General features: G+C 67.0%; 16 protein-coding genes and 1 rRNA gene. 12 read left to right on the forward strand and 5 right to left on the reverse strand.

Annotated elements, in window-relative coordinates; translation table 11 throughout:
* Positions 1-240 precede the first annotated feature (240 nt).
* The 11 genes from glnA (at position 241) to F464_RS0107645 (ending at position 10,481) form a co-directional block, all read left to right on the forward strand.
* Positions 241-1,650 (forward strand): type I glutamate--ammonia ligase, encoded by a 1,410-nt coding sequence (gene glnA, locus F464_RS0107595; protein ID WP_026295831.1) that lies wholly within the window; start codon positions 241-243, stop codon positions 1,648-1,650.
* Positions 1,651-1,784: 134 nt separating this feature from the next.
* A complete protein-coding gene (locus tag F464_RS0107600; protein WP_018989196.1) occupies positions 1,785-2,252 on the forward strand; it encodes a DUF4124 domain-containing protein in 468 nt (155 codons plus the stop codon).
* Between the two features lie 59 nt (positions 2,253-2,311).
* Positions 2,312-3,382 carry a nitrogen regulation protein NR(II) gene (glnL, locus tag F464_RS0107605; protein WP_018989197.1) on the forward strand — a complete coding sequence of 357 codons (1,071 nt, stop codon included), beginning with the start codon at positions 2,312-2,314 and terminating at the stop codon, positions 3,380-3,382.
* 45 nt (positions 3,383-3,427) lie between these two features.
* Positions 3,428-4,843, forward strand: coding sequence for a nitrogen regulation protein NR(I) (gene ntrC, locus F464_RS0107610; protein WP_018989198.1), 1,416 nt, complete (start codon positions 3,428-3,430; stop codon positions 4,841-4,843).
* A gap of 185 nt (positions 4,844-5,028) precedes the next feature.
* On the forward strand, positions 5,029-5,838 hold the full coding sequence (locus F464_RS0107615) for a biotin--[acetyl-CoA-carboxylase] ligase (protein WP_018989199.1): 810 nt from the start codon (positions 5,029-5,031) through the stop codon (positions 5,836-5,838).
* Positions 5,835-6,563: a type III pantothenate kinase gene (locus tag F464_RS0107620; protein WP_018989200.1), complete on the forward strand. Its 729-nt coding sequence runs from the start codon at positions 5,835-5,837 to the stop codon at positions 6,561-6,563. The genes F464_RS0107615 and F464_RS0107620 overlap by 4 nt, the downstream gene beginning before the upstream one ends.
* A gap of 48 nt (positions 6,564-6,611) precedes the next feature.
* A complete protein-coding gene (locus F464_RS0107625) occupies positions 6,612-7,979 on the forward strand; it encodes a TrpB-like pyridoxal phosphate-dependent enzyme (RefSeq protein WP_018989201.1) in 1,368 nt (455 codons plus the stop codon).
* Positions 7,980-8,022: 43 nt separating this feature from the next.
* Positions 8,023-8,772 carry an SPOR domain-containing protein gene (locus F464_RS0107630; protein WP_018989202.1) on the forward strand — a complete coding sequence of 250 codons (750 nt, stop codon included), beginning with the start codon at positions 8,023-8,025 and terminating at the stop codon, positions 8,770-8,772.
* The gene (coaE, locus tag F464_RS0107635; RefSeq protein WP_018989203.1) at positions 8,769-9,386 is read left to right on the forward strand and encodes a dephospho-CoA kinase; all 618 of its coding nucleotides are present in this window, start codon (positions 8,769-8,771) and stop codon (positions 9,384-9,386) included. The genes F464_RS0107630 and coaE overlap by 4 nt, the downstream gene beginning before the upstream one ends.
* Positions 9,387-9,508: 122 nt before the next feature.
* On the forward strand, positions 9,509-10,264 hold the full coding sequence (gene zapD / locus F464_RS0107640) for a cell division protein ZapD (protein WP_018989204.1): 756 nt from the start codon (positions 9,509-9,511) through the stop codon (positions 10,262-10,264).
* Positions 10,265-10,277: 13 nt separating this feature from the next.
* Entirely contained in the window at positions 10,278-10,481 is a 204-nt protein-coding gene (locus F464_RS0107645) for a DNA gyrase inhibitor YacG (protein ID WP_018989205.1), read from the forward strand.
* Here F464_RS0107645 and F464_RS0107650 read toward each other — a convergent pair.
* Complete coding sequence (locus F464_RS0107650; protein WP_018989206.1) at positions 10,472-11,425, reverse strand: Nudix family hydrolase; 954 nt, start codon at positions 11,423-11,425, stop codon at positions 10,472-10,474. The two genes, F464_RS0107645 and F464_RS0107650, sit on opposite strands and share 10 nt — an antisense overlap.
* A complete protein-coding gene (locus F464_RS0107655; protein WP_026295832.1) occupies positions 11,422-12,297 on the reverse strand; it encodes an ATP-binding protein in 876 nt (291 codons plus the stop codon). Before F464_RS0107655 ends, F464_RS0107650 begins: the two co-directional genes overlap by 4 nt.
* A 207-nt stretch (positions 12,298-12,504) precedes the next feature.
* Between F464_RS0107655 and mltA the strand changes: the two genes are divergently transcribed.
* On the forward strand, positions 12,505-13,773 hold the full coding sequence (mltA, locus tag F464_RS0107660; protein WP_198292236.1) for a murein transglycosylase A: 1,269 nt from the start codon (positions 12,505-12,507) through the stop codon (positions 13,771-13,773).
* 52 nt (positions 13,774-13,825) lie between these two features.
* On the opposite strand, the gene F464_RS0107665 is transcribed toward mltA, so the two are convergent.
* From F464_RS0107665 to rrf, 3 genes are all read right to left on the reverse strand, one after another.
* Entirely contained in the window at positions 13,826-14,548 is a 723-nt protein-coding gene (locus tag F464_RS0107665) for a DsbC family protein (protein WP_018989209.1), read from the reverse strand.
* 16 nt (positions 14,549-14,564) lie between these two features.
* On the reverse strand, positions 14,565-15,728 hold the full coding sequence (locus F464_RS0107670; RefSeq protein ID WP_018989210.1) for a UbiH/UbiF family hydroxylase: 1,164 nt from the start codon (positions 15,726-15,728) through the stop codon (positions 14,565-14,567).
* Positions 15,729-15,870: 142 nt separating this feature from the next.
* Positions 15,871-15,984 (reverse strand): 5S ribosomal RNA (gene rrf, locus F464_RS0107675).
* Positions 15,985-16,105: the final 121 nt, after the last annotated feature.

The following is a 16,105-nucleotide window of genomic DNA, read 5'->3' on the forward strand; positions in this document are numbered from 1 at the left end:
CGCTCACGCCCCTCTCGCCGCTTCGCGCGCACTCGCCGCGCCTTCCTCCCGGCATTCCACCGCTTCGGCCGCCAATTTACTCGCCCCGTTCGCGCGCGTCCGCGATACGCGCAGTCGCCCTTGTGGCAAAATGCCCGGCAAAGTCGAACTTACGTATGGCACGGATACTGCTTACCTTCGCTCCATCGGAAGTTTTCCGTTACCAACAACCGCTTTCGCCTCTTCTCATCAGGAGTGAATATGAACGCTCAAGACGTCATGAAGATGATCCAGGAAAACGAAGTCCGCTTCGTCGACCTGCGTTTTACTGATACGCGTGGCAAGGAACACCACGTCGGCCTGCCCGTTTCGGCGTTCGAGGAAGATCACTTCGAGCACGGCCACCCCTTCGACGGCTCCTCGCTGGCCGGCTGGAAGGGCATCCAGGCCTCCGACATGATCCTGCTGCCGGAAGCCCGCACCGCCTACATCGACCCGTTCTTCGACGAGACCACGCTGGTCCTGACCTGCGACGTCATCGAGCCGTCCGACGGCAAGGGCTATGACCGCGACCCGCGCTCGATCGCCAAGCGCGCCGAAGCCTACCTGAAGAGCACCGGCCTGGGCGACACCGCCTTCTTCGGCCCGGAGCCCGAATTCTTCATCTTCGACTCCGTCGAGTGGTCCGTCGACATGTCGGGCGTGTACAGCAAGATCATCTCGGAAGAAGCCGCGTGGTCGACCGCCGACAAGTTCGAAGGCGGCAACACCGGCCACCGTCCGCGCGTCAAGGGCGGCTACTTCCCGGTTCCCCCGGTCGACAGCCTGAACGACGTGCGCGCCGCCATGGTGCTCGCGCTCGAAGCTGCCGGCGTGCCGGTCGAAGTGCATCACCACGAAGTCGCGAACGCCGGCCAGTGCGAAATCGGCACCAAGTTCAGCACGCTGACCCAGCGCGCCGACTGGACGCAGATCCTGAAGTACATCGTCCATAACGTCGCGCACCAGTACGGCAAGACCGCCACCTTCATGCCGAAGCCGATCGTCGGCGACAACGGCTCGGGCATGCACGTGCACCAGTCGATCTGGAAGGACGGCCAGAACCTGTTCGCCGGCAACGGCTACGCCGGCCTGTCGGAAATCGCGCTGTACTACATCGGCGGCATCATCAAGCACGCCCGCGCGCTGAACGCGATCACCAACCCCGGCACCAACTCGTACAAGCGCCTCGTGCCGCACTACGAGGCCCCGACCAAGCTGGCCTACTCGGCCCGCAACCGTTCGGCCTCGATCCGCATCCCGTACGTCGCGAACCCGAAGGGCCGCCGCATCGAAGCGCGCTTCCCGGATCCCCTGGCCAACCCCTACCTGTGCTTCGCCGCGCTGATGATGGCCGGCCTGGACGGCATCCAGAACAAGATCCACCCGGGCGACCCCGCCGACAAGAACCTGTACGACCTGCCGCCGGAAGAGGATGCAAAGATCCCGACCGTGTGCACCAGCCTCGAACAGGCACTCGAGTACCTCGACAAGGACCGCGAGTTCCTGACCCGCGGCGGCGTGTTCTCGAACGATTTCATCGACGCCTACATCGCGTTGAAGATGGAAGAAGTCGACCGCATGCGCATCACCACCCACCCGGTGGAATTCGACATGTACTACAGCCTGTAATCTCCGGATTACGCCAAGGTAGAAAAGGGACGGGCATTGCCCGTCCCTTTTTTATGGGGTCTAATGCCCCACGTATGCATTGCGGGAGGCCCTCCGCGGCACCGGATGCATCCCTGACCTTCCGACTGACGGACATGCGAACACTTCCGGTACTGCTCCTTCTGCTCGTGCCACCCCTGGCCCAGGCCCAGGTTTTCAAATGCGTGGACGCCAACGGCGGCGTGACCTACACCAACGACCGCAACCAAGGGCGCGGTTGCAAGCAGCTCAGCGAGGACCAGGCCGTGTCCTCGGTTCCCGCTCCGCCGAGGCGCTCATCTTCCGCATCGCAACCGACTCCGACGAATTTCCCGCGCGTCGCTCCCGATGCACAGCGCGCCCGCGACGACACCCGCCGCCAGGTGCTGGACAAGGAACTCGCCACCGAGGAAGCCGCGCTAGCCGAAGCCGAAAAGGCCGTCGCCGAGCAGGAGGGCCACTACCAGGGCGCCGAGCGCCGGCTGCCCGTCGTCCAGAACCGCCTGCAGCCGCTACGTGAAGCGGTCGAACTGCACCAGCGCAACGTCGAAGCCCTCAAGAAGGAACTCGGCAACCTGAAGTAGGGGCAAATACGAGCTGGCGTGTTTTTTGCGAGACCAAAAGGGATTCCGAGAACACACCCATGCCCAACACGCCCAAATCCCCCGGTCTCGCGGGCCCCTTCGCCGGGCTCGACCTGCTCTCATCGGCCGTGGTCGTCGTCGACGACCATCTGCTGATCCGCTACCTCAACGCCGGCGCCGAAAACCTCTTCGCCGTCAGCCACCGGCGCCTGATCGGCGCCCCGCTGCCGCAACTCCTCGGCGAACCCGCCGGCCTCGCCGCCGCACTCGACAACGCACTGCGAAAGAACTGGAGCTACACCGGCCAGGATCTCAAGATCGCCCGCCCCGACGCCGACCCGCTGCACGTCGACTGCACAGTGAGCCCGGCCGAAGCGGCGGGTTTGGGTCTGCTCCTCGAATTCCGCCCGATCGACGCCCAACTGCGCGTCGCACGCGAGGAACAGCTGCTGCAGCAGCAGCAGGCGAACCGCGAACTGATCCGCAACCTCGCCCACGAGATCAAGAACCCGCTCGGCGGCATCCGCGGCTCGGCGCAGCTGCTGGAACGGGAACTCGCCGACCCGCAGCTGCGCGAATATACCGAAGTGATCATCGCCGAAGCCGACCGCCTGCAGGACCTGATGAACCGGCTGCTGACCTCGCACTGCATGATGCGGCCCGACCAGCTCAACATCCACGACGTGCTGGAACGCGTGCGCCGCCTGATCCTCGCCGAGTTCCCGGAGATCGCGATCCGCCGCGACTACGACACCAGCCTGCCCGAACTCACCGCCGACCGCGAACAGCTCATCCAGGCCATCCTCAACATCGTGCGCAACGCCGCGCAGGCGATGGAAGGCCGCGGCGAGATCCGCCTGCGCACGCGCGTCGCCCGCCAGGTCACGCTCGCCAAGCGCCGCTACAAGCTGGCACTGGAATTGCAAGTGATCGACAACGGCCCCGGCATCCCGGACGAGATCCGCGACAAGATCTTCTATCCGCTGGTCTCGGGGCGCGAAGGGGGCAGCGGCCTCGGTCTCTCGCTGGCACAGAGCTTCGTCGAGCAACATCAGGGCATGATCGAAGTCGAAAGCCGCAAGGGCCGCACCTGCTTCACCATCCTGTTGCCGATCATCGACCGTGCCTGACGCCCCAGGGAACGGCACGATCGCACCAAAAAGGTGCATTAAACAATGAACACCGTCTGGATCGTTGATGATGACCGCTCCATCCGCTGGGTGCTCGAAAAAGCACTCGGGCGCGAGGACATCCCGCACCGCAGCTTCTCGTCCGCAAACGAGGCGCTGTCCGCGCTAGAAATCGAACCGGTCCCGCCCAAGGTACTGATTTCAGACATCCGCATGCCGGGCGAGTCCGGCCTCGGCCTGCTCAAGCGGGTGAAGACGCTGCATCCGCAGCTGCCGGTCATCATCATGACCGCATACTCGGACCTGGAGAGCGCCGTGTCGGCCTTCCAGGGCGGCGCCTTCGAATACCTGCCCAAGCCCTTCGACGTCGATCAGGCCGTTGCACTGGTTCAGCGCGCGATCGCGCAGAGCGCGCACCAGAAAGGTGCGTCCGAGAGCACCGCGCTCGCCCCCGAGATCCTCGGCCAGGCGCCGGCGATGCAGGAAGTCTTCCGCGCGATCGGCCGCCTCGCCCAGTCGCACGCGACCGTGCTGATCAACGGCGAATCGGGCTCCGGCAAGGAACTCGTCGCGCGCGCCCTGCACCGCCACAGCCCGCGCTCGGACGCCCCTTTCATCGCCATCAACACCGCGGCGATCCCGCGCGACCTGCTGGAGTCCGAGCTCTTCGGCCACGAGCGCGGCGCCTTCACGGGCGCAGCCGCACAGCGGCGCGGGCGCTTCGAGCAGGCCGACGGCGGCACGCTCTTCCTCGACGAGATCGGCGACATGCCCGCCGAACTGCAGACGCGCCTGCTGCGCGTGCTCTCGGACAACCATTTCTACCGCGTAGGCGGCCAGCAGCCGATCCGCGCCAACGTGCGCGTCATCGCCGCGACCCACCAGAACCTTGAGGACCGCGTGCGCCAGGGCCTGTTCCGCGAGGACCTGTTCCACCGCCTCAACGTGATCCGCCTGCGCCTGCCGCCGATGCGCGAGCGCCGCGAGGACATCCCGCTGCTCGTCCGCCACTTCCTGCAGAAGAGCGCGCACGACCTCGGCGTCGAGACCAAGCGCGTCTCGGACGCCGCGATCAAGTACCTGCAGGCCTTGCCCTTCCCCGGCAACGTGCGTCAGCTCGAGAACCTGTGCCACTGGCTCACCGTGATGGCGCCCGGCCAGGTCGTCGAAATCGCCGACTTGCCGCCCGACATGAAGGCCCAGCCCGACCGCGAGGCGCCGATCAGCTGGTCCGACGGCCTCGCCCTCGAAGCCGACCGCCTGATCGCGACCTCGCCGGGCGAAGTATTCGAGCGCCTCACGCGCGACTTCGAACGCACGCTGATCCGCCGCGCGCTGGGCGCCACCGGCGGCCGCCGCATCGAGGCCGCCCAGCTGCTGGGAATCGGGCGTAACACCATCACGCGCAAGATCCAGGAACTCGGCATGGACGACGAACGCCCGGCGGCGCCCGCCGCATAGCTATCCGTCCACTACTCAGTTCGCCCTGAGCCGAGTCGGTCAAATTCTCCGTTCGCACTGAGCCTGTCGAAGGGCGCTGCCTGGGCCTTCGACATTCTCGGCCTCACCGGCTGCGCACCGCACTCGTGCATGCGCATGCAATGACGGATAATGCAGGTTTTCACGTACCGCACGGGAAGACCGGCTTGAGTGCATCCACCTCCGGCGCGCCGCTGAACGCCGCAGCCATCCACCAGCAACTCGGCGAGCTCGCCGGCACCTTCGACCTCCGGGTGCTCGAAGAGTGCGCCTCCACGAACAGCGTACTCATGGACGCGACGCCCGCCGACGACGGGCGCATCCACGTCGTCGTTGCCGAACGCCAGACCGCGGGGCGCGGCCGGCGCGGTCGCCAGTGGCAGTCGTGGGCAGGCGGCAGTCTGACCTTCTCGACGCTGTGGCGCTTCATGCCCGGCGCCCCCGTGCCGGCCGGCCTGTCGCTCGTCGCCGGCCTCGCGGTCGTGCGCGCGCTGGAGACGCTAGGCGTGCCGGGCCTGCAGCTCAAATGGCCCAACGACGTGCTCGTGAATGGCCACAAGCTCGCCGGCATCCTCGTCGAACTGCTGCCCGGTCGCGGACGCACCCCGGCTGCGGTGGTCGGCATCGGCATCAACCTGCACCTGCCCGCAGGAGCACGAATCCCCGATCAGCCCGCGGTCACCGACCTGGGCGAACACCTCCCGGCGCTGCCCGACCGCAACCGGCTCCTGGCGGCAGTCCTGACCGAGCTCCACGTCCTGTTCGACACCTACGCCGCCGCCGGCTTCCCCGCGCTGCGCGGTGCATGGCAGCAGCGCAACGCCTTCGCCGACCTGCCCGTGCGCATCACCGGCGACGGGACCGAGCTCAGCGGCATCTGTGCTGGCGTCGACGACGACGGCGCTCTGCTCCTGCGCACCGACGCGGGCCTGACCCGCATCCTCACCGGCGAGGTCTCGCTGAGGGCCGCACAGTGATCCTGCTGATCGACGCCGGCAACACGCGCGTCAAGTGGGGCCTTTTCGGCAACGGCGCGTGGCAGGACGAAGGCGCGCTCGAACACGCGCGCGTCGGCGAGCTCAACGCTATCGCACAAGGCCGCGCGGGCATAACCCGGGTTTTCGGTTCCAACGTCGCTGGCGCCGGCATCGCCGCCGCGATCGCGCACGCCCTGCACGGCCACGCCCCCGCCCCGGAATGGCTGCGCTCCTCGGCCGCATGCTGCGGCGTGCGCAACGCCTACGACGAGCCCGACCAGCTCGGCACCGACCGCTGGGCCGCGCTGATCGGCGCACGCGCCCTGCACCCTGCCGCCTGCCTCGTCATCAACGCCGGCACGGCCACCACGATAGACATCCTCGACGCCGACGGCCTCTTCCGCGGCGGCCTGATCCTGCCCGGCGAGCACCTGATGCGCCGCTCGCTCGCCCGCGACACCGCCCAGCTTCCCTTCGCCGAGGGCCGCTACGTCGAAGCGCCGCGCAACACCGCCGACGCCATCGTGTCCGGCTGCCGCAACGCGCAGGCCGGCGCCGTCGAGCGCATGTTCCGGCAGATTGCCGACGAGCCGCGGGCCGTGTGCCTGCTGAGCGGCGGCGGCGCCGACGCGCTCGCCGAACTGCTCGCCATCCCGTTCCGCCGCGTCGACAACCTGGTCCTCAAGGGCCTCGCCGTCGCCGCCACACAGCCCGACACGCCGTAGCACGGGCCAATCGCCACACTGCCGCAAGACACCGAGGGAGACTACAAGATGACCGAACCCACCCGTATCCTGCTCGACGAGAACGAGATCCCGACGCACTGGTACAACGTCGTCGCCGACATGCCCAATCCGCCCAGCCCTTCGCTCGGAGCCGACGGCAAGCCGGTGAGTCCCGAGCAGATGATGGCGATCTTCCCCGGCCAGATCCTCGAGCAGGAGATGAGCGCCGAGCGCTGGATCGCGATCCCGGACGAAGTTCGCGAGATCTACAAGATCTGGCGCCCCAGCCCGCTGATGCGCGCCGTGCGCCTCGAACGGGCGCTCGGCACCCCGGCGAAGATCTTCTTCAAGCACGAAGGCGTCTCGCCGGCCGGCTCGCACAAGCCCAACTCCGCCGTGCCACAGGCCTTCTACAACAAGCAGGCCGGCATCAAGCGCCTCGCCACCGAGACCGGCGCAGGCCAGTGGGGCTCGTCGATCTCCTTCGCCGGCCAGATGTTCGGCCTCGACGTGCGCGTCTACATGGTCAAGGTCAGCTACCATCAGAAGCCCTACCGCCGCCTGATGATGCAGACTTGGGGCGCCGAAGTGTTCGCGAGCCCGTCCGAGATCACCCAGACCGGCCGCGACGCGCTCGCCAAGGATGCGGACAACCCCGGCTCGCTCGGCCTCGCGATCTCCGAAGCCGTCGAGGAGGCCGCGAGCCGCGCCGACACCAACTACACCCTGGGCTCGGTGCTCAACCACGTGCTGCTGCACCAGACCATCATCGGCCTCGAGGCGAAGAAGCAGTTCGACAAGATCGGCCTCTACCCCGACGTCGTCCTGGGCCCTTGCGGTGGCGGCTCGAGCTTCGGCGGCATCGCCTTCCCCTTCCTCGCCGACAAGGCCTCGGGGGACAAGCGCGCCGAGAAGCTGCGTTGCGTCGCCGTCGAGCCGACCTCCTGCCCGACGCTCACCAAGGGCCAGTACGCCTACGACTTCGGCGACGCCTCGGGCTTCACGCCGCTGATGAAGATGTACACGCTGGGCCACGACTTCATGCCACCCGGCATCCACGCCGGCGGCCTGCGCTACCACGGCGACTCGCCGCTGGTGTCGCAGCTCTTCCACGAAGGCCTGCTCGAAGCGGTCGCCGTGCCGCAGCTCGCCACCTTCGAGGCCGGCGTCATGTTCGCGCGCAGCGAAGGCATCATCCCTGCACCCGAATCCTGCCACGCGATCCGCGCCGCCATCGACGAGGCGCTCGCCTGCAAGGTCACGGGCGAACCGAAGGTGATCCTCTTCAACCTCACCGGCCACGGCCACTTCGACATGAGTTCCTACGACCGCTACTTCTCCGGCCAGCTCGAGAACTACGACTATCCGGCCGAAGCCGTCGCCGCATCGCTCGCCCACCTGCCGAAGTTCGGCTGAACGGCTGCGCATGCATCGGTCGCCTATCCGGTAAAGTTCGCCCATGCGCATCGTGCTGGTCATTCTCGTACTACTCAACCTGCTCGCCCTGGCGTCGATCCGGGGCTGGCTGGGCAGCTCCGTGCCCGAGGGCGAACCCGAGCGCCTGAGCAACCAACTCAACCCGGACCGCATCATGCTGCGCCCCGGCAGCAATGCTCCGCCGCGCGAAGTCGAAGCGCCACCCCAGGCACTTCCCGCGGAACAGACCGCCTCCGCAGCCGAATCCGGCGACGGCCGCGATGCGGCGACGGCCCGCGCACCCGCGGCACCTTCTGCCACCATCGCACCGGTATCGCCGCAGGCCTGCACCGTTATCGGCGGACTCGCCGAAAGCGAAGCCGATGCGCTCATGCAGACCGCGATCGCGGGCAAACCCGGCCTGCGCAGCGAACGCAAGACCAGCAGCACCCCCACCGCATGGTGGGTGCGCATCCCGCCCGGTGGCGGACGCGATTCCGCCGAACGGCGCGTCGCCGAGCTGCGCGGACAAGGGATCTCGGAGCTCTTCATCGTCAACGATCCCGGCCCCAACCAGTACGCAATCTCGCTCGGCCTCTTCAAGACCGAAGCCAAGGCCCAGCAACACCTCGCCAACCTGCAGGCGAAGCAGGTGCGCGGCGCCGGCATCGCCTCGCGCACGACGACCGTTCACCGCATCGAGGTGCATGGTCCGGCGAGCGCACTCAAGACCCTCACCAGTTCGCCGGCCGTGCGTCGGTCGGGCGCAACCATCAGCGGATGCACACCATGAGCAACAGCCCCTACGTCGTCGGCCTCACCGGCGGCATCGGCAGCGGCAAGAGCGCAGCGGCCGACCGCTTTGCCGAACTCGGCGCCGCCATCGTCGACACCGATGCCATCGCGCATGCCCTCACCGGGCCGGGCGGACAGGCGATTCCCGCGATCCGCGCGGCCTTCGGCGACACGGTGATCACGCCCGACGGCGCCCTTGACCGCAAGGTCATGCGCGACCGCGCCTTCGCCGACCCGAACGAACGGCGCCGGCTCGAAGCGATCCTGCACCCGGCAATCGGCGCGGAAAGCGCGCGTCAGGTGAGCGAAGCCCGCGCCCCCTATGTCGTGTTGGTCGTGCCCTTGCTGGTCGAATCCGGCAAGTATCGCGAACGCTGCCACAGCCTGTGCGTCGTCGACTGCCCCGTCGAGGTCCAGATCGCGCGGGTCATGACGCGCAGCCGCCTGCCAGAAGAGCAGGTGCGCGCCATCATGGCGACCCAGGCAAGCCGCGAACAACGCCTCGCCGCTGCGGATGACGTCATCGACAACGGCGGCGACCTCGCCACGCTCCTCGCCCAGGTGGAGCGCCTGCACGAGAAGTACCTCGCCGCCGCCCGCGCTGTCGCCTGAAAACGCCCACGGACAAAGGCTTTTCGGGCGATCCGGCGCTGCAAACGGTCAGGCCGCGCCATATCCCCTGTGCTATCATCCTCGCACTAACGGGAGATCCGGTTTTTTCAGGCGCAAATGCGGTGATCAGCTACGAATATCCTCTTAACGAGCGTATCCGCACCCTTCTGCGCCTGGAAGACCTTTACAGCAAACTTGCCCACTTTTCACGTGGCGATGCTCCGCAGGATCACCACGTCACGCTGCTCACCCTGTTCGAAGTCCTCGAAGTCGCCGGCCGCGCCGACCTCAAGGTCGACCTCGTCCAGGAACTCGAACGCCAGCGCCAGATCCTGATCTCCTTCCGCAACAATCCGGAGATCTCCGAGGAAGCCCTGTCCGGGGCGCTGTACGAAATCGAACAGGCCTCGTCCTCGCTGCTCGCGATGGCCGGCAAGATCGGCCAGTACCTGCGCGAGAACGAATGGCTGATGGCGATCCGCAGCCGCGCGTCGATTCCCGGCGGCGTCTGCCAGTTCGACCTACCCTCGTATCATTTCTGGCTGCAGCGCGACGCCGACCAGCGCCGGCACGATCTGTCCAACTGGGTGCACCCGATGCTGCCGATCCGCGACGGCCTCTCGATCGTCCTGCGCCTGCTGCGCGCAAGCGGCCGCCCCGAGACGCAACTTGCCCGCGGCGGCACCTACCAGCTCATGATGGCCGGCCGCAGCGCACAGATGCTGCGCCTGCGCCTGTCGCCGAGCGACGCGGTCGTGCCCGAGATCAGCGCCAACAAATACGCGCTCAACGTCCGTTTCATGCTCTCCGAGACGGTGATCCGCCCGCGGCTCGCCGAGCGCGACGTCAATTTCGAACTCACTTTCTGCAGCCTCTGAGGCTACCCGCAGCATGGCACATGTCCGCACCGTCAAGTGTCCGCAATGCGGCGCCCCCGTACGCTGGGTGCCCGAGAACCGCTTCCGCCCGTTCTGCTCCGAACGCTGCAAGCAGATCGACCTCGGTGCCTGGGCATCCGAGGACTACCGCGTCCCCACCTCCGACGAGGGCGATCCGGGCGAGCAAAGCCCCCCCGGACGGTCGTCTCAGGACTGAACCCAACTCCCGCGTATCGCCGCAATGCCGTGCGCACCGGCGGCCCGCGCGCGCTCCATGTCGGCCGGTTGCAGCCCGCCGAGCGCCAGCACCGGCATCGGCAGCCCGCGGACCAGTTCGGAGAACCGCTCCCACCCCAGCGCCGCCTGCCCGGGATGCGTTGCCGTCGGCTGCACCGCGCCCAGCACCACATAGTCCAGGCCAAGGCCGGCCGCACGCTCGAGCTCCTCGCGCGTATGGCAGGATGCGCCGACCCACTCCAGCGCCGGGCGTTGCCCCGTGAGCGCAAGCAGGGCCGCCGACAGATGCACGCCATCGGCGCCGACCTCGGCTGCGAGCTCGGGGCTGCCATTCACAACCACCGACGCCCCGCACGCGCGCGCACGCTTCACGACCTCGACGGCGAAAGCACGCAGCTCGGACATCGCCATCCCCGGCTCGCGCAGCTGTACGAGGCGCAGCCCTCCAACCAGCGCCGCGTCCAGCTGCGCCAGCTGGCGTTCTACCCCGATCCCGGTCGCGTGCGTGATCCCCATCCAGCGCGGCAGGCGCAAGGCCTTCAGGATCGGCCCGTTCGCCGGCAGCATCGGCCCCACCTCCGGCGCTTCCACCCGCTCCCAGGAAAGTGCGCTATGCACGTGATCGTGCAGCTCGCCTTCCCAATCGGCGACCTCGAAGAAATGCAGCCGCACGTGCGCATGTTCGTACAGATGCTCCCGCGTGATCCATGGCCGCACGGCATGCACGCGGATTCCCAGCTCCTCGTCGAGCTCGCGGATCAGCGCATCGGCCGGCGACTCCCCCGGCTCGACCTTTCCGCCGGGGAATTCCCAGTAGCCCGCATAGAAGGTATCGGGCGCCCGCTGCCCGAGCAGGAAGCGCCCGTCCCGGCGAAAGATCACGCCCGCAGCCACCTCCACGCGCTTCGTCTCGCGCTTCGTCATCTCGCGTTTCCCGTCTCGAAGCGCCCCGCCCAGTCGCGCGCGAACTGCCAGGCGACGCGCCCGGAACGGGAGCCGCGCATCAGCGCCCACTGCAACGCCTCCTGCCGCGCCGCTTCGATTGCCTTGCGCTCCAGCCCGAAACTCTTTAGCCAGTACGCGACAATCTCCAGATACTCGTCCTGGCTGAACGGGTAAAAGGAGACCCACAGACCGAAGCGTTCGGAGAGCGAAATCTTCTCCTCGACCGCCTCGCCGGGATGGATCTCGCCATCCACGTGCTTCGCCTGCAGGTTCTCGTCGTGGTACTCCGGCATCAGGTGGCGCCGGTTCGAGGTCGCGTAGATCAGCACGTTGTCGGGAACCGCCGCCACCGATCCGTCGAGCACGCTCTTCAGCGCCTTGTAGGCGGGCTCCGCGTCCTCGAAGGACAGATCGTCGCAGAACAGGATGAAGCGCTCCGGGCGCCCCTGGACGAGTTCGATGATGTCGGGCAGATCCATCAGGTCGTCGCGATCGACCTCGATCAGACGCAAGCCCTTCCCTGCGTAGGCATTCAGCAAGGCCTTCACGAGCGACGACTTGCCGGTGCCCCGTGCGCCCGTCAGCAGCACGTTATTCGCGCGCCTTCCCGCGAGGAACTGCCGCGTGTTGAGATCGATGCGCTCCTTCTGATCGTCGATGTCGCGCAGGTCCTTGAGCCGGATCCCGTGAGGACGCGTCACAGGCACGAGGTGCGCATGGCCGTTCCGCCTGCGCCACAGGAAGGCCGGCGCTGCAGCCCAGTCCGGCGCCTCCGCCGGACGCGGCAGCAGTTGCTCTAGGCGCCCGATCAGCTGCTCAGCGCGTGTCACCAATTGCACTAGATCATTCATCTCGATTCGTTCTTCCTTCATTCGCTTCGCCGTCGCGCCGCCTCGGCCACGTGGCCCACACGATCACCAGTAACAGCGCGAGCGCAACGCCCGCCTCCAGAAAGATCACCCACATTGTGCTCTCCCACGGGAATGGCGATTCGGGCCGCACCGGACAAGCCGGTATACTGGGATCCCTTGATTCTACGAGTCTACCCGATCCTCCCAATGAACCGGCGCGCCCCAACATCGCCCCCGCAGCGCCTGCTGTGTCTCCTCCCCTTCGTCCTACTCGCCGCCTGTGCCAGCCAGCCGCCGGCGCCTGCGACCGCGACCGCCCCCTGCACGGCGACGAAACCCTGCCCGCCATGCCCGAACTGCGCCGCCCCGTCGGCACCGGCTCAATCGACGCCTCCGGCGGCACCGTCCCCCGCTCCGACGCCCTCAGCGGAAGCCCTGCAGCGCGCAAGCTGGAGCGAACTGCCCGACTGGCGCAGTGACGACGTCGGACAAGCCTGGCCCGCCCTGCGCCAGTCGTGCAAGGCGCTCGCCAAGCAGCCTCGCTGGCAGCGCGTGTGCGACGACGCCCAGCGCCTCGGCGACACCCCGGGTGCGAGCGCCGTACGCCAGTTCATCGAAAGCCGCTTCACGCCGTGGGCCGTCCGCAACCCCGACGGCACCGCCGAAGGCCTGATCACGGGTTACTACGAGCCCATCATCAAGGGCAGCCGTTCGCGCTCGGAACGCTATCCCTGGCCCGTCCACGGCGTGCCGGGCGACATGCTCACGATCGAGTTCGGCGACCTCTATCCCGACATGCGCAACCTTCGCCTGCGCGGCCGACTGGTCGGCAACAAGGTCGTACCGTACTGGACGCGCGCCGAACTCGACGGCATGCAGGACCGCTCCCCCGCCCCCACCCTGCTGTGGGCAGCCGATCCGATCGACCTCTTCTTCCTCCAGGTGCAAGGTTCCGGACGCGTGGAACTGCCCGACGGCAGCCAGGTCCGCATCGGCTACGCCGACCAGAACGGCCACCCCTACCAGTCGATCGGCCGCTGGCTCGTAAACCAGGGCCAACTTCCGCTCGAGAAGGCGTCCATGGACGGCATCAAGAACTGGGCGCGCAGCAACCCTCACCGCCTTGCCGAAATGCTGCACAGCAACCCGAGCTACGTCTTTTTCAAGGAAACGCCGGCCTCGACCGGCGGTCCCACCGGTGCGCTGGGCGTCCCCCTCACGGCGGGACGCAGCCTGGCCGTCGACCCCCGCACCATCCCGCTGGGCGCTCCCGTATTCCTCGCGACGACCGCACCGAACAGCGACCGACCGCTGCGCAGGCTGATGCTCGCCCAGGACACCGGCGGCGCCATCAAGGGCGCGGTCAGGGCGGACTTCTTCTGGGGGCTCGGCGCGGATGCCGGCGTACAGGCCGGACGTATGCGCCAGCAGGGTCAGCTGTGGGTCCTGCTGCCGAGTGAAACCGGCGCCCTCTGAGAGGGCACGGCACTAAAGCGAACGGCGCCTGCAGGCGCCGTCGTTCGTCGCCTTACTTCGCGACGCTCGCGAGCTGCTGCTCGAGTTCCGCGGCCGGCACATAGCCGCCCAGGCGGCGCCCGTCGGCGAGGAAGATCGTCGGCGTACCGTTGATGCGCAGCTTCTGGCCGAGCGCCACGTTGCGGTCGACGGCCGCACTGTCGCACTTCGCCACAGCCGGGGTCTTCGCCTCGAGGATCCACTCGTTCCACGCCTTCGCACGATCCTTCGCGCACCAGATGTTGCGCGACTTCTCGGTCGAGTCCGGACTCAGGATCGGGAACAGGAAGGTGTACAGCGTCACGTCCTTCATCTGCGAGAGCTCCTTGTTGAGCCGCTTGCAGTACGTGCAGTTCGGATCCTCGAACGTCACCAGCACCCGCGAACCGTTGCCGCGAACCTGCTTGATCGCGTGGTCGAGCGGCAGCGACGCGAAGTCGACCGACGACAGCTGCGCCATGCGCGCCGCGGTGACGTCCTTCCGCGTCTTCGTGTCGATCAGGCGTCCGTCGAGGAAGAAACTCGTCTTATCATCCGTGTAGATCAACTCCCCGCTCTTCATCACGACTTCGTAGAGGCCGGCATACGGCAGCTTCGCGACAGACTCGACCGCCGGAGCGCCGACGAAGGCCTCCACCGCCTTCTTCACGTCGGCCTCGTCGGCGCGCGCGGCACCCTGAGTCAGCAGCACCAGTCCCAGCGCCGCGACCAGCGGACGAATTACCTTCTTAAGCATCAGCATCTCCAGGAAATCAAAATCGGCCGCTCACGGCATAACGCACGAGCGCGTTCCGTACGACCGGCAAACGGCCGGTGAGGTTCAAACCAGCGTTGCGCACCGCTGCGAGCAGCGGATTGCGCGAGCCAAACAGGCGGTTGAGTCCGTGTGTCGCGTATTGAACCAGAAAGGGCTCTTCAGCGCGCACGCGGGCATAGCCGCGCAGCACCGCAATCTCGCCGGGATCCCGCCATGCGGGAAGCTTCCGCAGCACATCGGCAAGTGCCCGTGCATCCTGGAATCCGAGATTGATGCCGTGGCCCGAAAGCGGATGGATGGCATGCGCGGCATCGCCGACCAAGGCGATACGCTCCTTCACGACCGAAGCGACACGCATGAACCGCAGCGGAAAGGCCTGCGCCGGCGTGATCAGATCGAGCGCACCAAGCGCGCCGCCCGCAGCGTCTGCGACTCGCCGGCACAGCGCCCCGCTCTCCAGCGCACGCAGCGAATCGGCGAAGTCGTCAGCACACGACCAGACCATGGACACCATCCGCCCAGGCAGGGGGAGCAGCGCCAGGATGCCGTCGTCGCGGAACCACTGGAACGCCCGGTTGCAGTGGTCCTTCTCGCAATTGAAATTCGCGACGACGCCGCGCTCGCCGTAGGGGCTAATCTCTGCGTCGATTCCCGCCTGCTCACGCACCCAGGAATTGACCCCATCCGCACCCACGACGAGCCGACCGAAAATCGGTTTCCTGCCGGGAAGCGTGAGCGACACGCTACCCCTGTCCACCGTTATCGCCTCCGGCGTACCACCGACCAGCATCGTCACGTTGTGCTGGCGCTTGACGGTTTCCCACAACTCGCGCTGCATCCGACCGGACTCGACGATCCAGGCCAGTTCCGAGAGGCCGCTGTCGTAGGACGAAAACTCGAGTTCGCCCTCCGCGTCACCACGGATCGACATCGAATGCACCGGCGCAATCCGCCCCGGATCGAGATGCTGCCAGATCCCGATGTCACGAAGGAAATTCGCGCATGACGGACTGATAGCATATACGCGCGAATCCCAGCCCTCGACGAAGGCGGGCGCTCGCGCCTCCACGAGCGCAATGCGGTAGCGGGTTCCCTGCAGAGCGGCCGCGAGGCTTGCACCGGCGAGCCCCCCGCCCACGATGATCAGATCGAAATCCATGAAACGCCAATCCGGTGAGGAGTGGCGATTCTGCACGATGCGCCGGCGCAAGTCACGGGCGCAAGAGACGCTTCGGGGCGAGCGTAGGCGTAAAAAAGCCGCTCATCCTGTGTTTGGAGAGCGGCTTTTTTGGCGTGGGGTAGTCTGACGATGACCTACTTTCGCACTCACGAAGAGCACTATCATCGGCGCGGACCTGTTTCACTGTCCTGTTCGGGATGGGAAGGAGTGGTTCCAGGACGCTATGGTCGTCAGACTGTAAAGGGTCACAAAGGGGAGAAGTAGAGTGTGTGGGGAGTGTGATTGTTGTGTAGCGTGTTGAGTTCGCTGAGATCCAGGGTTATAGGATCAAGCCTCACGGGCAATTAGTATCGGTT

It is taken from the genome of Aromatoleum toluclasticum ATCC 700605 (assembly GCF_000378245.1).
Classification (GTDB): domain Bacteria; phylum Pseudomonadota; class Gammaproteobacteria; order Burkholderiales; family Rhodocyclaceae; genus Aromatoleum; species Aromatoleum toluclasticum.